A 17,336-nucleotide genomic window follows, 5' to 3' on the forward strand; every position below is an offset into this window, starting at 1 on the left:
TTATTACATGCTTTTACACGATATACTAGTATTTATAGGCATTTTTTCTAATTTTTGTTGAGCTTTTTTGTGTTGTCATTCAAACATTTCGTTAAATTTTCGATAGGATTTACGCTAACAGGACTTATTGCTATTTTTGCACTTTATTTGGCATTACGTAGTGATTTGCCCAGCGTCTCGTCATTAAAAGACGTGAAATGGCAAACACCAATGCAAATTTATAGCTCAGATGGCAAGTTGATGAATCAATTTGGTGAAAAAAAGCGTGTACCTTTGGCACTCGACCAATTTCCTCAACAACTCATCGATGCCATTCTAGCAACCGAAGATGATCGCTTCTATTTACATTTTGGTGTAGACCCAGTAGGCATGGGACGTGCGATATTGGGGAAGCTAATGGGGCAAAACAAAGGTGGTGCCAGTACGATTACCATGCAAGTTGCCCGTAACTTCTTTCTTTCGCCTGAAGTCACATATATTCGAAAGATACGAGAAATATTTACAGCATTCCACATTGAGTATTTATTATCTAAAGACGAAATATTGTCCCTTTACCTGAATAAAATTCCTTTGGGCCATCGGTCATATGGCTTTGGGGCAGCCGCACAGGTGTATTATGGTAAAGACATTCAAGATCTTACGTTAGCGCAAATTGCAGTACTTGCAGGCCTGCCTAAAGCGCCCTCTACAATTAATCCCATCACCTCTCCTACGCGTGCAAAAGCACGACGTGCTGTAGTGCTACAACGTATGTTGGTCAGCGGTTATATTACACAGGAGCAGTATCACGAAGCTAGAAATGCACCAATAACCGCCAAAAAACACGGTGCTGAGATCGAATTAAATGCACCATATGTCGCTGAAATGGCGCATCAAAAGATGGTGGAAATGTATGGCGAAGAGCAAGCGTATACAGGCGGATTCAAGGTATTTACTACGGTCGCATCACACACACAATTAGCAGCTGAAAAAGCGGTGGTGAAGAACTTACATGCCTACGACCAACGTCATGGGTATAGAGGACCACTAGCATCATTGCGCACACAAAACCAGCAAGTTAAACCTTCACCTAAAGATGGTCCTATCGAAGCGATTACGCCTTTAACCGATGAAGAAATTCAAACGGCCTTGGCACAATTTAACACCTATCACCATTTGCAACTTGCAGTAGTCACGCAAGTCGAACAACAGTCGGCTATCGTAACCTTAGCTTCCGGTGAGCAAGCCACGATAGATTGGCAGGGTATGGCATGGGCGAGAAGGTTTATTACTGACGATAAACAGGGCCCTGCACCAAAATCTGCAGCCGACATACTTCAATATGGCGATGTTATTTATGTATCAAACCTTAATGATTCATATCAACTCGATCAGCTACCACAGGCTAGTGGGGCAATGGTTGCATTATCACCTGACGATGGTTCTGTAAAAGCAGTTGTGGGTGGATATAGTTTCGAACAAAGTCAGTTTAATCGTGTCACTCAAGCTAAACGTCAAGTAGGCTCGAACATCAAGCCATTTGTATACTCTGCTGCACTCGATAATGGATTTACTTTAGCGTCTCTTGTTAACGATGCTCCAATTAACCATTGGGATGAAGCGACAGGTGTCTCTTGGCGCCCTAAAAATTCACCAGAAAGGTATGACGGTTTGATTCGCGTACGTATCGCACTGGCGCAATCGAAGAACGTAGTGGCGGTCAGATTATTTAGAGAAGTCGGTGTCGACAATATCATTGCACATTTAACATCATTTGGTTTTGCGCCAGATGATTTACCGAAGAATGAATCGTTAGCCTTAGGTTCTGCTGCGTTGACTCCGTTGGAAATAGCAACCGGTATGGCCACATTCGCTAACGGCGGTTTTCTTGTCGAGCCATACGTTATAGATCGCATTGAAGACTCATTTGGAAACATTGTTTATCAAACCAACCCAACATTAGCATGTGAAGATTGTGACCAGTGGTTGCAAGACCGGTCATTAACTGCAGATACTTCTGGGCAGTCAGTAAATAATGAATTAGTGCAAAACAAGGATATTTTACCGCTTCGCAAAGCACCGAGAGTGATTACTGCACAAAACGCCTTTTTAATCACCGAAGCGTTGAATGAAGCGATTTGGGGTGCTGATTGGTCAATAGCGCCGGGGTGGCAAGGTACAGGATGGCGTGCAAGAAAGCTCAAGAGAAGAGACATCGCGGGTAAAACAGGAACCACAAACGAAGCGAAAGATGCTTGGTTTACAGGATATAGCCGTCGCCTTGTTGCAACATCGTGGATCGGCTTTGATGACCCTAGCCGAAACCTCGGTAGATCGGCTAGAAATAGCAACCTTCCTAAAGATCAAATAGTCGGCAATGAATATGGCGCCCGTTCGGCACAACCGGCTTGGGTAGATTTTATGAAAATAGCATTGCAGGACATCCCTCCTGAACCGTTCCGCCAACCTGCCGACTTACTTTCAGTACGAATAGATAAGCACAGTGGCAAGCTAACGACTAAAACGGATAAATCGAGCCTATTCGAATTTTTTAAATTAGGAACTGCACCTACGACCTACGACACCAAAGACAATAGCAGCGTAATATTGGATGGTAATCAATCACAAGAAGATGTAGACATTTTTTAGTCTCAAAAATGTGACGCATGTACTTGGAAGTGCGTCACATTATTTACACCCGATGAGTTATATTCATTAACTTGTTGTATTGATATCGCTGAATAGCCATTTACACTCAAACCTCACTTAAAAACTTAACCATCTGGTCATATTTCGATTCAAAAGATAATTGGATTTCTCTTGCCATTGGCTTAGTAACTTTTTCATGTCTATGCTCTTAAGACGGACGTTTGTAGGTGCGGCTCACAAAGATTTTATCACGCTAAAACAAGGATAAAATGAAAGTTATTATGAAAACTTTCAAAACGAAAGAAATTTTACTTTCGTTTTGATTCATAATCGCCTAAAATTGCGCCCTCAATAACACCCGTAATATTTACATAATTGTCATACCTTAGGAGCTAACTTGCTATGACTGTTCTGCATACCCAAATCGATTTAACCAAATACGGCATTCACGATATATCTGAAGTGGTATACAACCCTTCTTATGAATTGCTCTTTGCTGAAGAGACTAGAGCAGACCTCGATGGTTTTGATAAAGGTGTCGTAACAGAATCAGGTGCAGTAGCAGTTGATACAGGGATATTCACTGGCCGTTCACCAAAAGATAAATATATCGTTCGTGATGACACTACACGTGATACGGTGTGGTGGTCTGATCAAGGTAAAAATGACAATAAGCCAATGTCTACTGAAACATGGAATGAGTTGAAGGCATTAGTGACTACGCAATTATCGGGTAAAAGATTATTTGTTGTTGATACATTTTGTGGCGCCAACGAAGACACGCGTTTAAAAGTACGTTTCATCACTGAAGTTGCATGGCAAGCGCACTTTGTAAAAAACATGTTCATTCGTCCAAGCGATGAAGAGTTAGCAAGCTACGAACCAGACTTTGTAGTTATGAATGGTGCAAAAACCACAAACCCTAACTGGAAAGAACAAGGTTTAAACTCTGAAAACTTCGTAGCATTCAACCTAACTGAAAAAATGCAGTTAATCGGTGGTACTTGGTACGGTGGTGAAATGAAAAAGGGTATGTTCTCAATGATGAACTACTTGTTACCACTGAAAGGTATCGCATCAATGCACTGTAGCGCAAACGTTGGTAAAGATGGCGATGTTGCGGTGTTCTTCGGTCTTTCTGGCACAGGTAAAACTACCCTTTCTACAGATCCAAAGCGCGAACTGATTGGTGACGACGAACATGGTTGGGATGATAACGGTGTATTCAACTTTGAAGGTGGTTGTTACGCGAAAACTATCAATCTTAGCAAAGAAAATGAACCTGATATCTACAACGCTATTCGTCGTGATGCATTATTAGAAAACGTTACGGTTGATGAAAATGGTAAGATTGATTACGACGACGGTTCTAAAACAGAGAATACGCGTGTTTCTTACCCGATCCACCATATCGATAACATCGTTAAGCCAGTTTCTCGTGCAGGCCATGCGAAGAAAGTTATTTTCTTAACAGCTGATGCTTTCGGTGTACTACCTCCGGTTGCTAAGTTAACGCCAGAGCAAACTGAATACTATTTCTTATCAGGCTTCACCGCTAAGTTAGCGGGTACAGAGCGTGGTATTACTGAACCAACACCAACTTTCTCTAGCTGTTTTGGTGCGGCATTCTTATCGCTACACCCAACACAATATGCAGAAGTACTACGCAAGCGCATGCAAGCTGCTGGCGCTGAAGCTTACTTGGTTAATACAGGTTGGAACGGCACTGGAAAACGTGTATCAATCAAAGCAACACGTGCAATTATCGATGCAATTTTAGATGGCTCAATTGATGATGCTGATACAGAAGTATTACCATTATTCAACTTAGCTATTCCAACTAAAGTTGAAGGTGTTGAAGGAGATATCTTAGATCCTAGACACACTTATGAAGACCAAACACAATGGCAAGATAAGGCTGTTGACTTAGCTAAGCGCTTTGTTAACAACTTTGAGAAGTTTACCGATACTGAAAACGGTAAATCACTGGTTAAAGCAGGCCCATTACTTTAATCAGTTAAATGCCTCTTAATACCAACAAAGCCGCTTAAGCGGCTTTTTTTATGTCCTACGGATTGGTATTAATTAAGCTGACAAACCAAACGACAAAACCATGTGATTGAGGCCGTTAATGGAAAACTTAATACTATTACAATGGCAGCAATACGCGCGCGCGTAAACCACCTTCTTCCCTATTGGAAAGAATCACCTGACCGCCATGGGTATCCACGATACGCCTAATAATAGCTAATCCCAAACCACTTCCTTCGGTACCACGAGCCTTATCTCCTTGAGTAAAAGGTTGAAATAACCTATCCATATCTTCGTCAGGAATCCCTGGGCCATTATCGTTAACATCAAAGTAAACGTAATTACCGTTTTCAGTGATCCCCGTTTGAATACTAATATCTGCCTCAGAATAGCGAATCGCGTTTTGCACCAAATTGGCCACCACCCGCTTTATGGCAATGTACCGAACAGTTACTGTTGGAATATCCGCAGCCGAAAACTGAATGTTTCTCCCTTGAACACTTTCTGCATTGGCAACATCATTGATTAATTCATTTAGATCAACGTCTTCAGTCTTATCACTGGTGTCATGGCGAATATAATCAATGAACTGATCAATAATCGAATTCATATCATCGATGTCACCCTCAATCCCTTCCTTTAAGAATTCGTCGTCTTTAGACATCATTTCAGTGGAGAGGCGAATACGCGTCAAAGGTGTTCTTAAATCGTGAGAAATACCGGCCATAAGTAAATTACGATCGTCTTCTAATTGCTTTATACCACGAGACATTTGATTAAACGCCCGGGTTACGGCAACAATTTCAGTTGTGCCAGACTCTTTTAACGGCTCAGGAAAGTCCCCACGCCCCACTTGGTGTGCGGCATGCTGTAAAGCTTTCAGCGGTCTATTTAATTGACGTACGAACAACCAGCCACCAATAACACTGAGGCCCCCCAAGATCATCAACACAACAATTAGCGGTGACAGGCTTGCCTCTTCAAGGCCAACTAGTGGAATCTTTACCCACAGGTTCGGGGCTTGTGGTGGCCTAATCCAAAACAGATACTCGTCACCTTGAGAAATCCTTACTTCCGCAGGACCACCAAGTAACTCAGACATTTCGAGCGAGCGATATTCAAAGTATTTTGCTTCACCTAGGCCAAGCGGAATTGCCTTTTCTTCTAAGTAGACACCTATACCGGTTTCACGCTGAAACGCCTCCCCCATCGCTCGACTTACCACAGGTTCTCCGGCATCAATAAATACAACCCGCACTTGTTTGGCAAGCAACTGATTAATTTGTTGATAATTAGGCTGGAGAATATAATTGGCGATTGATACTAACGACACGACCTGATTAATTAGTAACAATACACCAATCAATAGAATGGTTTGCCCGAACGCACTACGTGGCAATATTTTCATGATAATGTTTTAGGCGACCGCTTTTCCTTCGGGAACAAAAACATAGCCGAGTCCCCAAACCGTTTGAATATAACGAGGCTTAGCAGGATCTTCTTCCAACATGCGTCTTAAGCGCGACACTTGTACATCGATACTACGTTCTAATGCTGAGTAGTCACGGCCCCGAGCTAGATTCATCAGCTTATCCCTAGATAGCGGTTCTCGAGGATGTGTAATCAACGCTTTCAATACGGCAAACTCACCACTGGTTAGCGGCATGCTTTCATCGCCTTTTTTCATTTCACGCGTTGCAAGATTTAGCTGATATTCACCGAATTCGATAATATTCTCTTCCAATGACGGCGCACCTGGCGCTTCTTGAACTTTACGTCTAAGCACGGCTTTAATACGCGCCAACAACTCCCGAGGGTTGAAAGGCTTAGGCATATAATCATCTGCGCCAAGCTCTAAGCCAATAATGCGATCTACTTCGTCGCCTTTTGCCGTTAACATTACAATCGGAATATCGTTAGCGTTTTGGCGCAATCGTCGGCAAATCGATAAGCCATCTTCACCTGGTAACATTAAGTCTAAAACGAGTAGATGAAAATTTTCACGCTCCAGTAAGCGATCCATTTGCTCTGAGTTAGCCGCACTACGAACAACAAATCCTTGCTCTACAAGGTATCTTTCCAATAATGCGCGTAATCTCATGTCGTCATCGACAACTAATACTTTTGGTGTTTCTTGTCCCATAGAGGCACCCATGCTGAACTATTGTTATTGAATTATAGCTACTATAAGTCATTTTCAATCGATTTAACAAAGCAAGTCTGTGTCTGATTACTTGCATTTGTTACAATTTATTAAATTATCCATCACTCAATGGAATTTTGGCTAGTACAAAATTAAAAACGTCGCATTTAAGCGACGCTTTAAGTTTTGGGCGATATTACAATTTACTAAAATTCATAGTTAACACCTAAATAATAAGAGCGGCCAACGGCGTCATATACACTTGAACCGCCATAGGTTTCAGGTATTGCCTGAGGCTCTTTATTCATTAAGTTATTAACGCCGAGATAGATCTCTAACGATTCATCAAAGCGATAAGCCGTACGAATATTCGCATAAATCACTGAATCAATATGATTTGCTCTATCATAGATAGGATCGCTGTCGTCTGGATTGCCGTAGGAAATTCTAGAGCTTCCCAAATAATTAAGTGACAAATGCGCTGTCCAATCTTCTAATCGATAAGTCACGTTAGCATTGAATCGATTACGTGGAGCATTAGCTATGCCAACTTGTTTAACAATATCATTAGGATTGTTTCTATCGATTACTTGATCACGCTTTTTGTAATGGCTACCAACTAGGTTGAGCAAGATACTGCCAGATTCACCCATATCTAACTGGTAATTAGCTTCTACATCGTAACCTGATGCCTCTAACTCCGAAACATTGATAATTTGACTAGATATCGTACCAATTTGGAAATCCTCTGTTCGTGTAGTTAGTGGACAGAACGGATTACCCTCCATATCAAAGTCTACACAGTTCGCTATTATGTTCGATCCACTCGGCGCAGTAATAGCCTCTTCAATTCTCATCTCCCAATAATCTACACCGATAGATAAGTTGTCTGCCCATTTAGGTGTGTAAACAAAACCTACTGTAGTTGAGGTTGACTCTTCGGGATCTAAGTCTTCATTGCCGCGCACCAAAATCTTCATTGTTGCACCATTAGCAAGAGAACCGAAGTTTTCTGGCATGCCAAGCGCTTCACAATTTGATTTCCTCAAACTTGGATTAATACCCAAATTAATTTGACTAGGATCACAAGGGTCATTTACGCGCTGAAACTCTAGATTTTCTGGTGTAAATAATTCGCCCGCATTTGGCGCTCTAACCGCTAAACCATAAGAGCTTCTGAACCGTATGCTTTCATTAACAACCCAGTCCAAGCCAAATTTGTAAGCTGTTTGCTCACCTACGGTACTATAGTCAGAAAAACGGACGGCGGTTTCTAGCGTTAACTCTTCAACAAGTGTTTTGTTGGCAAGCAACGGTACCCTAAGCTCACCAAAGATTTCCGCTACATCGTAACTACCTTTCACGATCACTCGTGGGCCGTCCCATGTATTATTTGTTTCGCCCCCAACTAGCAAGATGTCTTCAGGAATTGATTCACTTTTTTCTTCGCGATACTCCAAACCTGCAGCAAATTGCAATGTCCCTGCTGGTAGTTCAGTTATATCGCCGTTAATTGAAAAGTTAACAACGGTTTGTTCTAATTTAGTATCTGTTACTGTTGGTCGCATCAAATAGTTAACAGCTTCAGGAGAGGCGGCGTCAACGCCAAATGGATTTAACGGCACACATCCTCCGCTGCTATCACGACAAACAATATTGCCGTTGCTATCAAGCACCGCATCCTGTGATTGTACAAACCGATCAACAAAGCGATCTAACTGTGCATTTTTCCCCTTGCTCTGACCATGCTGTACATAAAAATCATACGAAATATCTTCAGTCAAATAGCCACTTGCACCAAAAACTAGTTGATAAACATCAAATTCGTTTTCCGTAGGCATTTTGCCAAGATCGTCATGTGCTTTATGTACAACGACTTGTTGAAGCCCAGCGCCATCCATTGCGTTGCGAATTTCTTCAGGTAAGTAAGGGTTTTCGATCCCTACCTGTATAACTGGACCAAATACACCATCACTAAAAGAAGGTTGTGATGTATTTTCTCCCGTTGTGTTTGAATATTTTATGTCAGCGAAAATACGATGATCATCTGACAACTCATAGTTCGCAACAATACTCGCAATCATGCGTTCAGTCGGTACACTAATAACATCATATGCGTCCGTTCCAAATCCAGAACCACCCGAACAGTTAATACGAATGCAATCGGCTCCTCTTTCAAATGGTATCAAGTTGCCGTCAGCATCGAATGTTTGCGCAGGTAGCTCTCCAATAGGTTGATAACCCAATACAGGTCCCACAACAGGATCAAAAAATAAAAAGCCAAACCCCGTTGGTGAGACAATACCCGCCGTATTTAAAGGGAGCACTCTACGATTTTCAATTAAGTAACTTCCATATTGTCCATCATTTAATCCACTATTTAGCGGATTCGGCTGCCAATAAAGTCCTCTTGACGCGTAGTCACGGTCTTCATTTCTTACCTGTTTACGGTCAGTATAATCAAATGAAAACAATAAATTACCTTTTCCTTGATTAAACTCAGTACCAGCCAACATACTAAAGATAGTTTCTTCGCCATCACCTTCAGCTGATTCGCCGTATCTCGCGTCAAACTTAACCCCGTCAAATGACTGTTTCATAATAAAATTGACAACACCTGATACCGCATCTGCACCATATACCGCTGATGCCGCGCCAGTAATCACCTCTACACGATCTATCATTTGGGCAGGAATAGTACTAACGTCGACCGCTGAATTACCTGCTTGACTGCCTACGTGACGACGACCATTAACTAATACTAGCGTACGGTTAGTTCCCATGCCTCGTAAGTTTGGCAATTCCAATCCTGAATCCCGCGCTATAGAGTTACGTCTACCAACACTGCCTGAAAATGCAGGTAGGCTATTCAGAATATCACCCGCATTGTTATAACCTAATTGCTCAATTTGCGCCGCATCTAATACTGTTGTTGGTGTAGGTGTAGCCGCCGTCGAACGCTGGATCCTCGAACCTGTCACTACAATGGTTTCTGTTTCTTCTGCCGCTTCTTGTGCGAATGCTGGTGACATCGTTCCTATCGACGCGCCCGCAGAAAACAAAGCCAAGCTAACGGCTCTAGATAGCTTGCCTTTTTGCATGTTTATTATTGTCATAGATAACCCTTAAATAATTGATTGCCTTCGTTGTTTGTATAAATATTGTTAATATATGAAGGTTATTTGAACATATCACGACAGTATCTAAGATACTATCCCACACAAAACAGGCCTTATTTTAGATGCGTAAAGCTGTAAAATTTTTTTGACAAATATTTGTACAAATGTGGGAAAGAGCGAGCTATTAGTTCCATTAAACCCTCGACTGTATTTGGCTTGTTCGGCTGTAAAGATTCCTAGCCGTTATGCAAATTAAAAAGTACTTGCTGTTACTAAACTATAAAATGTGTGAAAATAGATCAATGAAATATTGGATTCATTTTTTCAAAGCGCCAAGGCGTGTTGCGAGCATTTCGAAGCGACGCCAGCTGTACCAACTAAAACGCCAGCTGTTAAAGGTAAAGCATGCGCTTGCTCAAGAAAAGCAAGAAACGAAAGAAATGCTAGCGATCTATAAACGCTACACCTTAAGAAAAGCGACGCCAGAAGAAATGAAAGTTGCTAACCAACAATTTTTGGATGTGCTTAAAGGGTTAGGTCTTGGTATTTTTGCCATACTGCCGTTTGCGCCGATTACGATTCCCATTGTCATTAAATTGGGAAAATGGGTTGGTGTTGAAATTCTTCCAAGCTCGTTTAATGACAACGGCAATCACGTCAAAAACAAATCTAACGCAAGTAACGAATAGCTTGCTGCGTTACACATTTACTAAAGCTCTTTTGCTTTTCTTCAAGTGATAACGAAGCAATTGCTTTGTTCACCAATGCCATTTTTTGCTGTTTTTCCTTCTTTGGAAAGCGACTTAGCTGTTCTTCAAAGCATCCTTGTAACCCGTAGTTTACCGCTACTTCCGATTTCACAGTTTGTTTCCCTAAGCAATGAGAGAGCTTTTGCGCCAGTTCGTCTTTGTCTGTTTGCATCACAAGTTTCGCAACAGGATAACGAGCAGGTTCGATGTTTCGATCGCGATTACAAGCAAAGTACATATCTGCGACAGCAACAATAGGGATCAGTGATTGATGTTGATCACTAAATTTTTCTTGTAGCCACATTTTGTGTTCAGCATCCATCTCCACATCTTCTTGAGACGCTATTACCTGAAAATTAATCAAAAAAGCTAACATTAACTGAATAAAATACCGCACGATTCCCCCTCGAATTTATTAGTTATATCGAAATCCGTTTCATTTGTTCATTATAGGCAATTATAAGTTTGGTTTTAAGTTAGATTATGTAATAGAAATATGAGTTTCAATTAGACATTTGAATTGATTTGTCGTTGAATAAATCAACACCTTGTTAAATAGGAAGAACAATTGAAAAATATTCGCCAAATTTTGATAACCACGATGGCTATACTTTCTCTGTCAGCCACTGCAGATACTGTAACTGAGTTTGAACGACAATTGGCGCAATATAAAGGCAAAGTCGTCTATTTGGATTTTTGGGCGTCTTGGTGCACGCCATGCAAACAATCATTTCCTTGGCTGAACAATTTACAAACAAAATACCAACAGCAAGATTTTACTGTGTTCAGCGTTAATTTAGACGCCAACCCAGAATTTGCCGAACAATTTTTGAAAGAATACCCTGCCAGTTTTCCTATTTTCTACGATGCGAAAGGAAAACTAACGCGTAAATTCAAGCTCCGTGGGATGCCAAGTAGTTTTTTAATTGATAAACAAGGAAAAATTGTCAAAGCACATGTCGGCTTCAATAAAGATAAACAAGCACAATATGAGAAAGAGATTGATGAGCTACTGCGCACCAGCATTTGATAATTCCACCCAATTAACATTCAGCAAAATTATCAATTAGACAAATAAATATAATTTACCTTTATTTGTTATCGCGCTTATATTGATAGCTGATATCCAAGAGGGTCCACGAATGTCGCTTTATCATGGTTTCACCGCAGAACAACTCGCCACTGAATACTCTCCCAGTAGCTGCATCGATGACATCAATGAATTTATCACTCGCTATATAGACCAAAGTGCTCAGGCCAAATTGATCGCCACTAACAATCACAGCATTAGAGCAAACCTTTCATATGGCAATAAACCAGCACAAACGATAGATCTTTTTATGCCTACTACGAGCACATGCCGAAAATTGCATGTGTATATTCATGGTGGCTACTGGCAAGAGTTATCCAAAGACGAATCAAGTTTTGCGGCAACTAACTTTCAACAGCATGGTGTCCACTTTGCCGTCATCAATTACACACTGGCCCCAAATGCTAGCTTATCTGATATTGTGACTGAATGTCGTGCTGCTGTGGCATGGCTCAGGGATAATGCAGATACTTTTGGCTATGACAAGAATGAAATTTATCTCTCTGGCAGTTCTGCCGGTGCGCATCTGGCTGCCATGTGCGTACTCGATAGCACGCTACCGATTAAGGGCATTTGTGCTGTAAGTGGTGTTTATGATTTAACCCCAATTCAACTAACATACATTAACGAACCGCTACAGCTAACGCCACAGGAAACCAGCCAAAACAGTCCTCTTAATCATGTATCACGGTGGCCAAGAGGCTGTCATTGCATTGTTGCATACGGCGATAACGAAACAGGTGAATTTAAACGACAAAGCAATCAGTTCTTTGAACAACTGAGGCAAAATGATCACGAAGCCGTTCTTCATGAAATAACCGATCGAAACCACTTCGACGTTATCCTTGATCTCGCCGATAATAATAGTTGGCTGTTTAAGCAAGCAGCTAAACAAATGCAGTTAATTGACTAACACCAAATTTGTCTCATAACTTACTACTAACCAAGCAAGCAAGTGGGACAATTGAAACCAAGCAGACCAAACATGAAAGCAGATCACTCACGTGAAGCCATCAGTAAGTGGCTTGATACCTCGTCATTAATTGACTTGCTTTTTAAGCACCTCAGTAAGTAATCGCGCAGGTTTAATAAAAGATTCCTGATTGATATAGACCAAATGCCAATAAATATTCAGCCCCTGTTGCCCCAGTGGAATGGTGCGAATATTACTGCTGGTTAAATAAGGTTCTATTTGTCGTTTTGAGAATATCGACACGCCCATATTGGCATTAACCAACTCAAGTATGGCTTCATTAAACCCTACCTGTAGCACTTTACGTGGTATCACGTTGTCTGGCTTAAAAAACAGCTCATATTCACGGTCTTTTTCAGGAACAGTTGAATTAGTCACATAAGTTTCGTCGCTGAAATCCATCGGCAACAAGAAGTCACGCTTTGCATGGCGATGTTGATTAGCAATACAGGCCAACAGCTCGTCTTCTAGGAGAAAATCTGAATGAAAACTGGTGTCATCAATCTGTAGAGTTTTATTAGCACTCGAGATCATTGCCACATCAATATCACCATTGTACAGGGCATTTAGTGGTGATGTCGCAGCTTCTGCACTGATCTCTAATTCCATCGTAGGGTAGGCAAGACGAAACTGCTCGACAACATTAGGCAGCCAACGAAATGATGCATAATGAGGCAAACCCACACGCATAACCTGCTCTACGCCATCAGTAAGACGGGCGATATCATATTCTGCACGCGCCAATTCTTCCAAGATTTTCTTTGCAGAATGTAACAAACGTTTGCCAGAATTTGACATGATCAATTTTCGACCACGACGTATGAAAAGCTTAGTATTTAAACGGCGTTCGGCTTCTCGAATGCGATTAGTTAGCGCTGGTTGCGTAATAAATAGCGCCTGAGCAGCATCCTTCACCGTTTCATGCTTTTCTAATTCACAAATCATCTTTAAATGACTGATATTCAGCTGACTTTTTGAAATATCCATCTAACTAGCAGGTCTCCAGAACTTAGTCCGATGTTAACTAACTAGACAACTTTTTAAAAGCAGCTTATTCGGCTGATTTGTAACAAGTTTCGTCAAAAATTTTACAAATGTGTTCTCAATGCAAATAATTCAGGAAAGAAACTGATGTCTAGCGCCTTACGCAAAAAGCCTACACCAGAAGAGCCACCAGTTCCTGATTTATGGCCAATGATCCGTTGTACTGTATACATATGCTTGAATCGCCACTGTTGAAAAGCATCTTCAATATCAATGAGTTTTTCTGCTAGTTCATATAACTCAAAATACTTATCTTCATCACGATACACAGCCAACCAAGCCTTTAGTACTGACGTATTTTCCTGATACGGTTGGCTAAAATCACGAGACAATATTTCAGTATCAATGCCGAGTTTATGTTGCGCGAGAATTTTGATCACTTCATCGTAAAGACTGGGTTGTTCTAAGATTTGTTTCAATTCACTATGCGCTGTTGGATTCGCTTCATGTACAGCTAACATCTTCTCGTTCTTATTGCCCAGCAAGAACTCAAGCTTACGATAGCCATGTGATTGAAAGCCTGATGAGTGGCCTAAAGCATCTCTAAATTTAAGATAATCAACAGGAGTCAAGGTAGAAAGAATATGCCATGACTGTGTGAGTTGGTTAAAAATATGCTTTACTCGCGAGATAACTTTAAACGCATGACCAAAGTCACCGGCGCGTAAGTTAACTATCGCTTCCGATAACTCATGACCTGCTAGTTTTAGCCATAACTCGCTGGTTTGATGAATGACAATAAACAGCATTTCATCATGTTGGCTAGACAAAGGTTTTTGCGCACTCAGCACCTGTTCCAAACATAAATAGTCAGCATAAGACATGTCATCTTTGAAATCTGTATGTATACCCTCTTCTAGTTCGCGTTGATTTTTGTGGTACGGACAACTCATCGTTCACCTCCAATGAGCTTAGTCGCCTGTTGTTTTATGATTTGATAAATCGCATCGTCTTGCCACGTTTCAATAATATCTTCTCTTGCCATGATGTCGTCCATTATACGTTTTTGAATATCACCAACGCGTAAGGCTTCTTGGTAACTAGTATGTGGTGAAAAGGTCACCATCGAATAGAGTGGTACCCATAAGTCGGGAAATCGTTTGTGGCATTCTGCTTCTATTTTTTTGCGCAGTAAGAAACTCGCATCGCCTGCTAAATCACTCATTTCAACAAAATTTCGTTGAGCTAACTCGATGATAGCATCACCGTTGGGTTTACGCTCTTGTTGATAGGCCGACAAGATTTGCTGCCATTGATGCTGATGCACTTCCACCAATTCACTCAGCACACGACAGTCTTCAAAGCCACAATTAAGGCCCTGCCCATAAAATGGCACCATTGCGTGCGCAGCATCACCTATTAAGGCGACACTTTCATTAATAATCCAAGGATAAATATGAACCAAACACAAGGGTGCAGGCTCTCGTGACATAAACGCGGCTATGGGGTCTTCCAATAACGGCATGGCATCGGCAAAGTTCTCATAGAAAAACTGCGTTACCGCCTGTTCATTGTCTAATGCTGTAAATGACACATCACCTTCGTAGTCCATAAATAGCGTGCAGGTGAAAGAGCCATCAGGGTTTGGCAATGCAATTAGCATGAAGTTTTTTCGTGGCCAAATATGCAGAGCATTTTTCTCCATCAAATGCTCACCGTTTTCACCAGCTGGAATATGTAGTTCAATGTAGCTTTGCGGCATGTAGTCCAAACTGTAGCTAATACGCTGTTTGGGTAACTCTTGTGCTAGTCGGCGCACTTTTGAAAACGTACCATCAGCGCCAAAAACAATGTCACTTTGAAATTGTTTATGCTGCTTTCCTTGACGGGTATACACAGCACTATTCGTTTCAAAATCTAATTGTGACAATCTATGCTCAAAATGAATATCAATTGACGGCTGTTGTTCAGCCAGCGACACTAGCTCCTCGTTAATCCCTGAACGCGACACCGACCAAATAGCCTGATGATCTTTGCCATAAGCCTGCTCTGTTAAATTACCTTGCACATCATGCATAACACGACGATACATCGGAATAGCGTTCTCTTTAATCTTGTCAGCAACGCCCACTGCCTCCAACGCTAACCAACCACGGTCAGATAACGCCAAGTTGATTGATTTTCCTTGATAAATATTTGATTTTCGCGAGTCAGGTCGTGACTCAAATACATCAACCTTATAGCCTTTTTCTGCCAACATTATCGCCAATAGCGAACCAACGGGTCCTGCACCATTGATGGCGATACTCTCTTTACGTGTAGTCATTAGTGCTCCCATGCCGCCAGTAGGGTATCTAATGTTTGGCCAAACTGATAAACATCACTGAAGCTGTTATACAAAGGTACCGGCGCCAAGCGCACGACATCAGGTTCACGAAAATCAGCGATCACGCCACTGTCAGTTAATGCCTTAAAGAATCGTTTATCGATACCAATAAGCTTCACAGAGAGCTGACAACCACGTTTAGTTGGCTCTTTCGGGGTAATAATTTCTAGGTTGATATCAGGATATTTGTCGATGACGGTATTAAAAATAAATTGAAGGTAGGCTGTGAGCTGCTCGCTCTTACGGCGCAATCGTTCCATCCCCACTTCCTGAAAAATGTCTAGTGATGATTTTAATACTGCCATGCCCATAATAGGCACGTTGCTTAATTGCCAGCCCTCGGCGCCCGTCATAGGTTCAAAGGTATTTTCCATTAAGAAACGACGTTCTTTGTTGTGGCCCCACCAGCCACCAAAGCGAGGAATCTCCGTATTTTGGCCATGCTTGTCATGCACAAAGATGCCGCCAACATTGCCTGCACTACCGTTAAGGTATTTGTAAGTACACCAAGCGGCAAAATCGACATTCCAATCATGTAACGCCAACGGAACATTGCCAACCGCGTGTGCTAAATCAAAACCCGCATATGCGCCTACTGCGTGTGCAGCATCTGTGAGCTTCTTCATATCGAACAACTGACCAGTGAAGTAGTTAACCCCGCCAAGGAACACTAAAGCGAGCTCATCGGCATGATGATTGATGGCGGCCAATATATCTTCTTCGCGAATTAAATGTTCGCCTTCACGTGGTGCCACTTCAACAATCGCTTCGTCGGGATCGAAACCATGATGACGCACCTGCGTCTCTAGCAAATAACGATCTGACGGAAACATTTTCGCTTCGGCAATAATTTTAAACCGCTGCGTATCAGGACGATAAAACGACACAAATAAGAGGTGAAGATTAGTCGTTAACGAGTTCATGCATACAACTTCAGACTCATTGGCACCAACCAATTGCGCGCTGGCCGGCGTTAACAATTCATGGTAGCTAACCCATGGGTTAGTTGCGTGAAAGTGCCCTTCAACGCCCCACTTGGCCCAATCGTCCAATTCAACATTTACGTAGTCTCGCGCAGCTTTAGGTTGTAGTCCCAGCGAGTTGCCAGTGAAGTAAAGCACTTGCTTACCATTAATCACGGGGTGGTGAAATTTTTCACGGTAACTGGCCAATTCGTCTTGTTGATCGAGTTGCTCGGCAAATGCCTGGGTATTTTCAAAATTCATAGTGTGC

Annotated in this window: 13 protein-coding genes; 5 read left to right on the forward strand and 8 right to left on the reverse strand. The window is 41.8% G+C overall.

From position 1 onward, the window contains the following. Positions 1-69: 69 nt before the first annotated feature. Both ACSLUK_RS02565 and pckA read left to right on the forward strand, forming a co-directional pair. Positions 70-2,628, forward strand: a complete 2,559-nt coding sequence (locus tag ACSLUK_RS02565; RefSeq protein WP_448546947.1) for a penicillin-binding protein 1A — start codon at positions 70-72, stop codon at positions 2,626-2,628. 402 nt (positions 2,629-3,030) lie between these two features. Next, complete coding sequence (gene pckA / locus ACSLUK_RS02570; RefSeq protein WP_448546948.1) at positions 3,031-4,641, forward strand: phosphoenolpyruvate carboxykinase (ATP); 1,611 nt, start codon at positions 3,031-3,033, stop codon at positions 4,639-4,641. Between the two features lie 136 nt (positions 4,642-4,777). Here pckA and envZ read toward each other — a convergent pair whose 3' ends face one another. The 3 genes from envZ to ACSLUK_RS02585 all read right to left on the reverse strand — a co-directional run bounded on the left by envZ (position 4,778) and on the right by ACSLUK_RS02585 (position 9,918). Beyond that, positions 4,778-6,067: a two-component system sensor histidine kinase EnvZ gene (envZ, locus tag ACSLUK_RS02575; protein WP_448546949.1), complete on the reverse strand. Its 1,290-nt coding sequence runs from the start codon at positions 6,065-6,067 to the stop codon at positions 4,778-4,780. Between the two features lie 9 nt (positions 6,068-6,076). Then, complete coding sequence (ompR, locus tag ACSLUK_RS02580) at positions 6,077-6,802, reverse strand: osmolarity response regulator transcription factor OmpR (RefSeq protein ID WP_448546950.1); 726 nt, start codon at positions 6,800-6,802, stop codon at positions 6,077-6,079. Positions 6,803-7,008: 206 nt separating this feature from the next. Beyond that, a complete protein-coding gene (locus ACSLUK_RS02585) occupies positions 7,009-9,918 on the reverse strand; it encodes a TonB-dependent receptor plug domain-containing protein (RefSeq protein WP_448546951.1) in 2,910 nt (969 codons plus the stop codon). A 305-nt stretch (positions 9,919-10,223) separates the two neighbouring features. Here ACSLUK_RS02585 and ACSLUK_RS02590 point away from each other — a divergent pair, with 305 nt between their 5' ends. After that, a complete protein-coding gene (locus ACSLUK_RS02590) occupies positions 10,224-10,610 on the forward strand; it encodes a magnesium transporter CorA family protein (RefSeq protein ID WP_448546952.1) in 387 nt (128 codons plus the stop codon). Here ACSLUK_RS02590 and ACSLUK_RS02595 read toward each other — a convergent pair. Continuing rightward, positions 10,591-11,067: a hypothetical protein gene (locus tag ACSLUK_RS02595; RefSeq protein ID WP_448546953.1), complete on the reverse strand. Its 477-nt coding sequence runs from the start codon at positions 11,065-11,067 to the stop codon at positions 10,591-10,593. The two genes, ACSLUK_RS02590 and ACSLUK_RS02595, sit on opposite strands and share 20 nt — an antisense overlap. 171 nt (positions 11,068-11,238) lie before the next feature. On the opposite strand from ACSLUK_RS02595, the gene ACSLUK_RS02600 reads away from it, so the two are divergent. Next, positions 11,239-11,700, forward strand: coding sequence for a TlpA family protein disulfide reductase (locus tag ACSLUK_RS02600; RefSeq protein ID WP_448546954.1), 462 nt, complete (start codon positions 11,239-11,241; stop codon positions 11,698-11,700). A 112-nt stretch (positions 11,701-11,812) separates the two neighbouring features. Continuing rightward, positions 11,813-12,673: an alpha/beta hydrolase gene (locus ACSLUK_RS02605; protein WP_448546955.1), complete on the forward strand. Its 861-nt coding sequence runs from the start codon at positions 11,813-11,815 to the stop codon at positions 12,671-12,673. A 126-nt stretch (positions 12,674-12,799) separates the two neighbouring features. Here the strand turns inward: ACSLUK_RS02605 and ACSLUK_RS02610 are convergent, their stop codons facing one another. The 4 genes from ACSLUK_RS02610 to kynU all read right to left on the reverse strand — a co-directional run bounded on the left by ACSLUK_RS02610 (position 12,800) and on the right by kynU (position 17,329). After that, on the reverse strand, positions 12,800-13,720 hold the full coding sequence (locus ACSLUK_RS02610) for a LysR family transcriptional regulator (RefSeq protein WP_448546956.1): 921 nt from the start codon (positions 13,718-13,720) through the stop codon (positions 12,800-12,802). A gap of 101 nt (positions 13,721-13,821) precedes the next feature. After that, entirely contained in the window at positions 13,822-14,670 is an 849-nt protein-coding gene (gene kynA / locus ACSLUK_RS02615) for a tryptophan 2,3-dioxygenase (RefSeq protein WP_448546957.1), read from the reverse strand. Next, on the reverse strand, positions 14,667-16,043 hold the full coding sequence (locus ACSLUK_RS02620) for an FAD-dependent oxidoreductase (protein ID WP_448546958.1): 1,377 nt from the start codon (positions 16,041-16,043) through the stop codon (positions 14,667-14,669). Before ACSLUK_RS02620 ends, kynA begins: the two co-directional genes overlap by 4 nt. Continuing rightward, the gene (kynU, locus tag ACSLUK_RS02625) at positions 16,043-17,329 is read right to left on the reverse strand and encodes a kynureninase (RefSeq protein ID WP_448546959.1); all 1,287 of its coding nucleotides are present in this window, start codon (positions 17,327-17,329) and stop codon (positions 16,043-16,045) included. The genes ACSLUK_RS02620 and kynU overlap by 1 nt, the downstream gene beginning before the upstream one ends. Positions 17,330-17,336 lie beyond the last annotated feature (7 nt).

It is taken from the genome of Thalassotalea fusca (genome assembly GCF_053485835.1).

Bases quoted from the DNA above. Each gene is read 5' to 3' on its own strand.
- pckA (WP_448546948.1), top strand. From the start codon at position 3,031: ATGACTGTTCTGCATACCCAAATCGATTTAACCAAATACGGCATTCAC.
- envZ (WP_448546949.1), bottom strand. From the start codon at position 6,067: ATGAAAATATTGCCACGTAGTGCGTTCGGGCAAACCATTCTATTGATT.
- ompR (WP_448546950.1), bottom strand. From the start codon at position 6,802: ATGGGACAAGAAACACCAAAAGTATTAGTTGTCGATGACGACATGAGA.
- ACSLUK_RS02585 (WP_448546951.1), bottom strand. From the start codon at position 9,918: ATGACAATAATAAACATGCAAAAAGGCAAGCTATCTAGAGCCGTTAGC.
- ACSLUK_RS02590 (WP_448546952.1), top strand. From the start codon at position 10,224: ATGAAATATTGGATTCATTTTTTCAAAGCGCCAAGGCGTGTTGCGAGC.
- ACSLUK_RS02605 (WP_448546955.1), top strand. From the start codon at position 11,813: ATGTCGCTTTATCATGGTTTCACCGCAGAACAACTCGCCACTGAATAC.
- ACSLUK_RS02610 (WP_448546956.1), bottom strand. From the start codon at position 13,720: ATGGATATTTCAAAAAGTCAGCTGAATATCAGTCATTTAAAGATGATT.
- kynA (WP_448546957.1), bottom strand. From the start codon at position 14,670: ATGAGTTGTCCGTACCACAAAAATCAACGCGAACTAGAAGAGGGTATA.
- ACSLUK_RS02620 (WP_448546958.1), bottom strand. From the start codon at position 16,043: ATGACTACACGTAAAGAGAGTATCGCCATCAATGGTGCAGGACCCGTT.
- kynU (WP_448546959.1), bottom strand. From the start codon at position 17,329: ATGAATTTTGAAAATACCCAGGCATTTGCCGAGCAACTCGATCAACAA.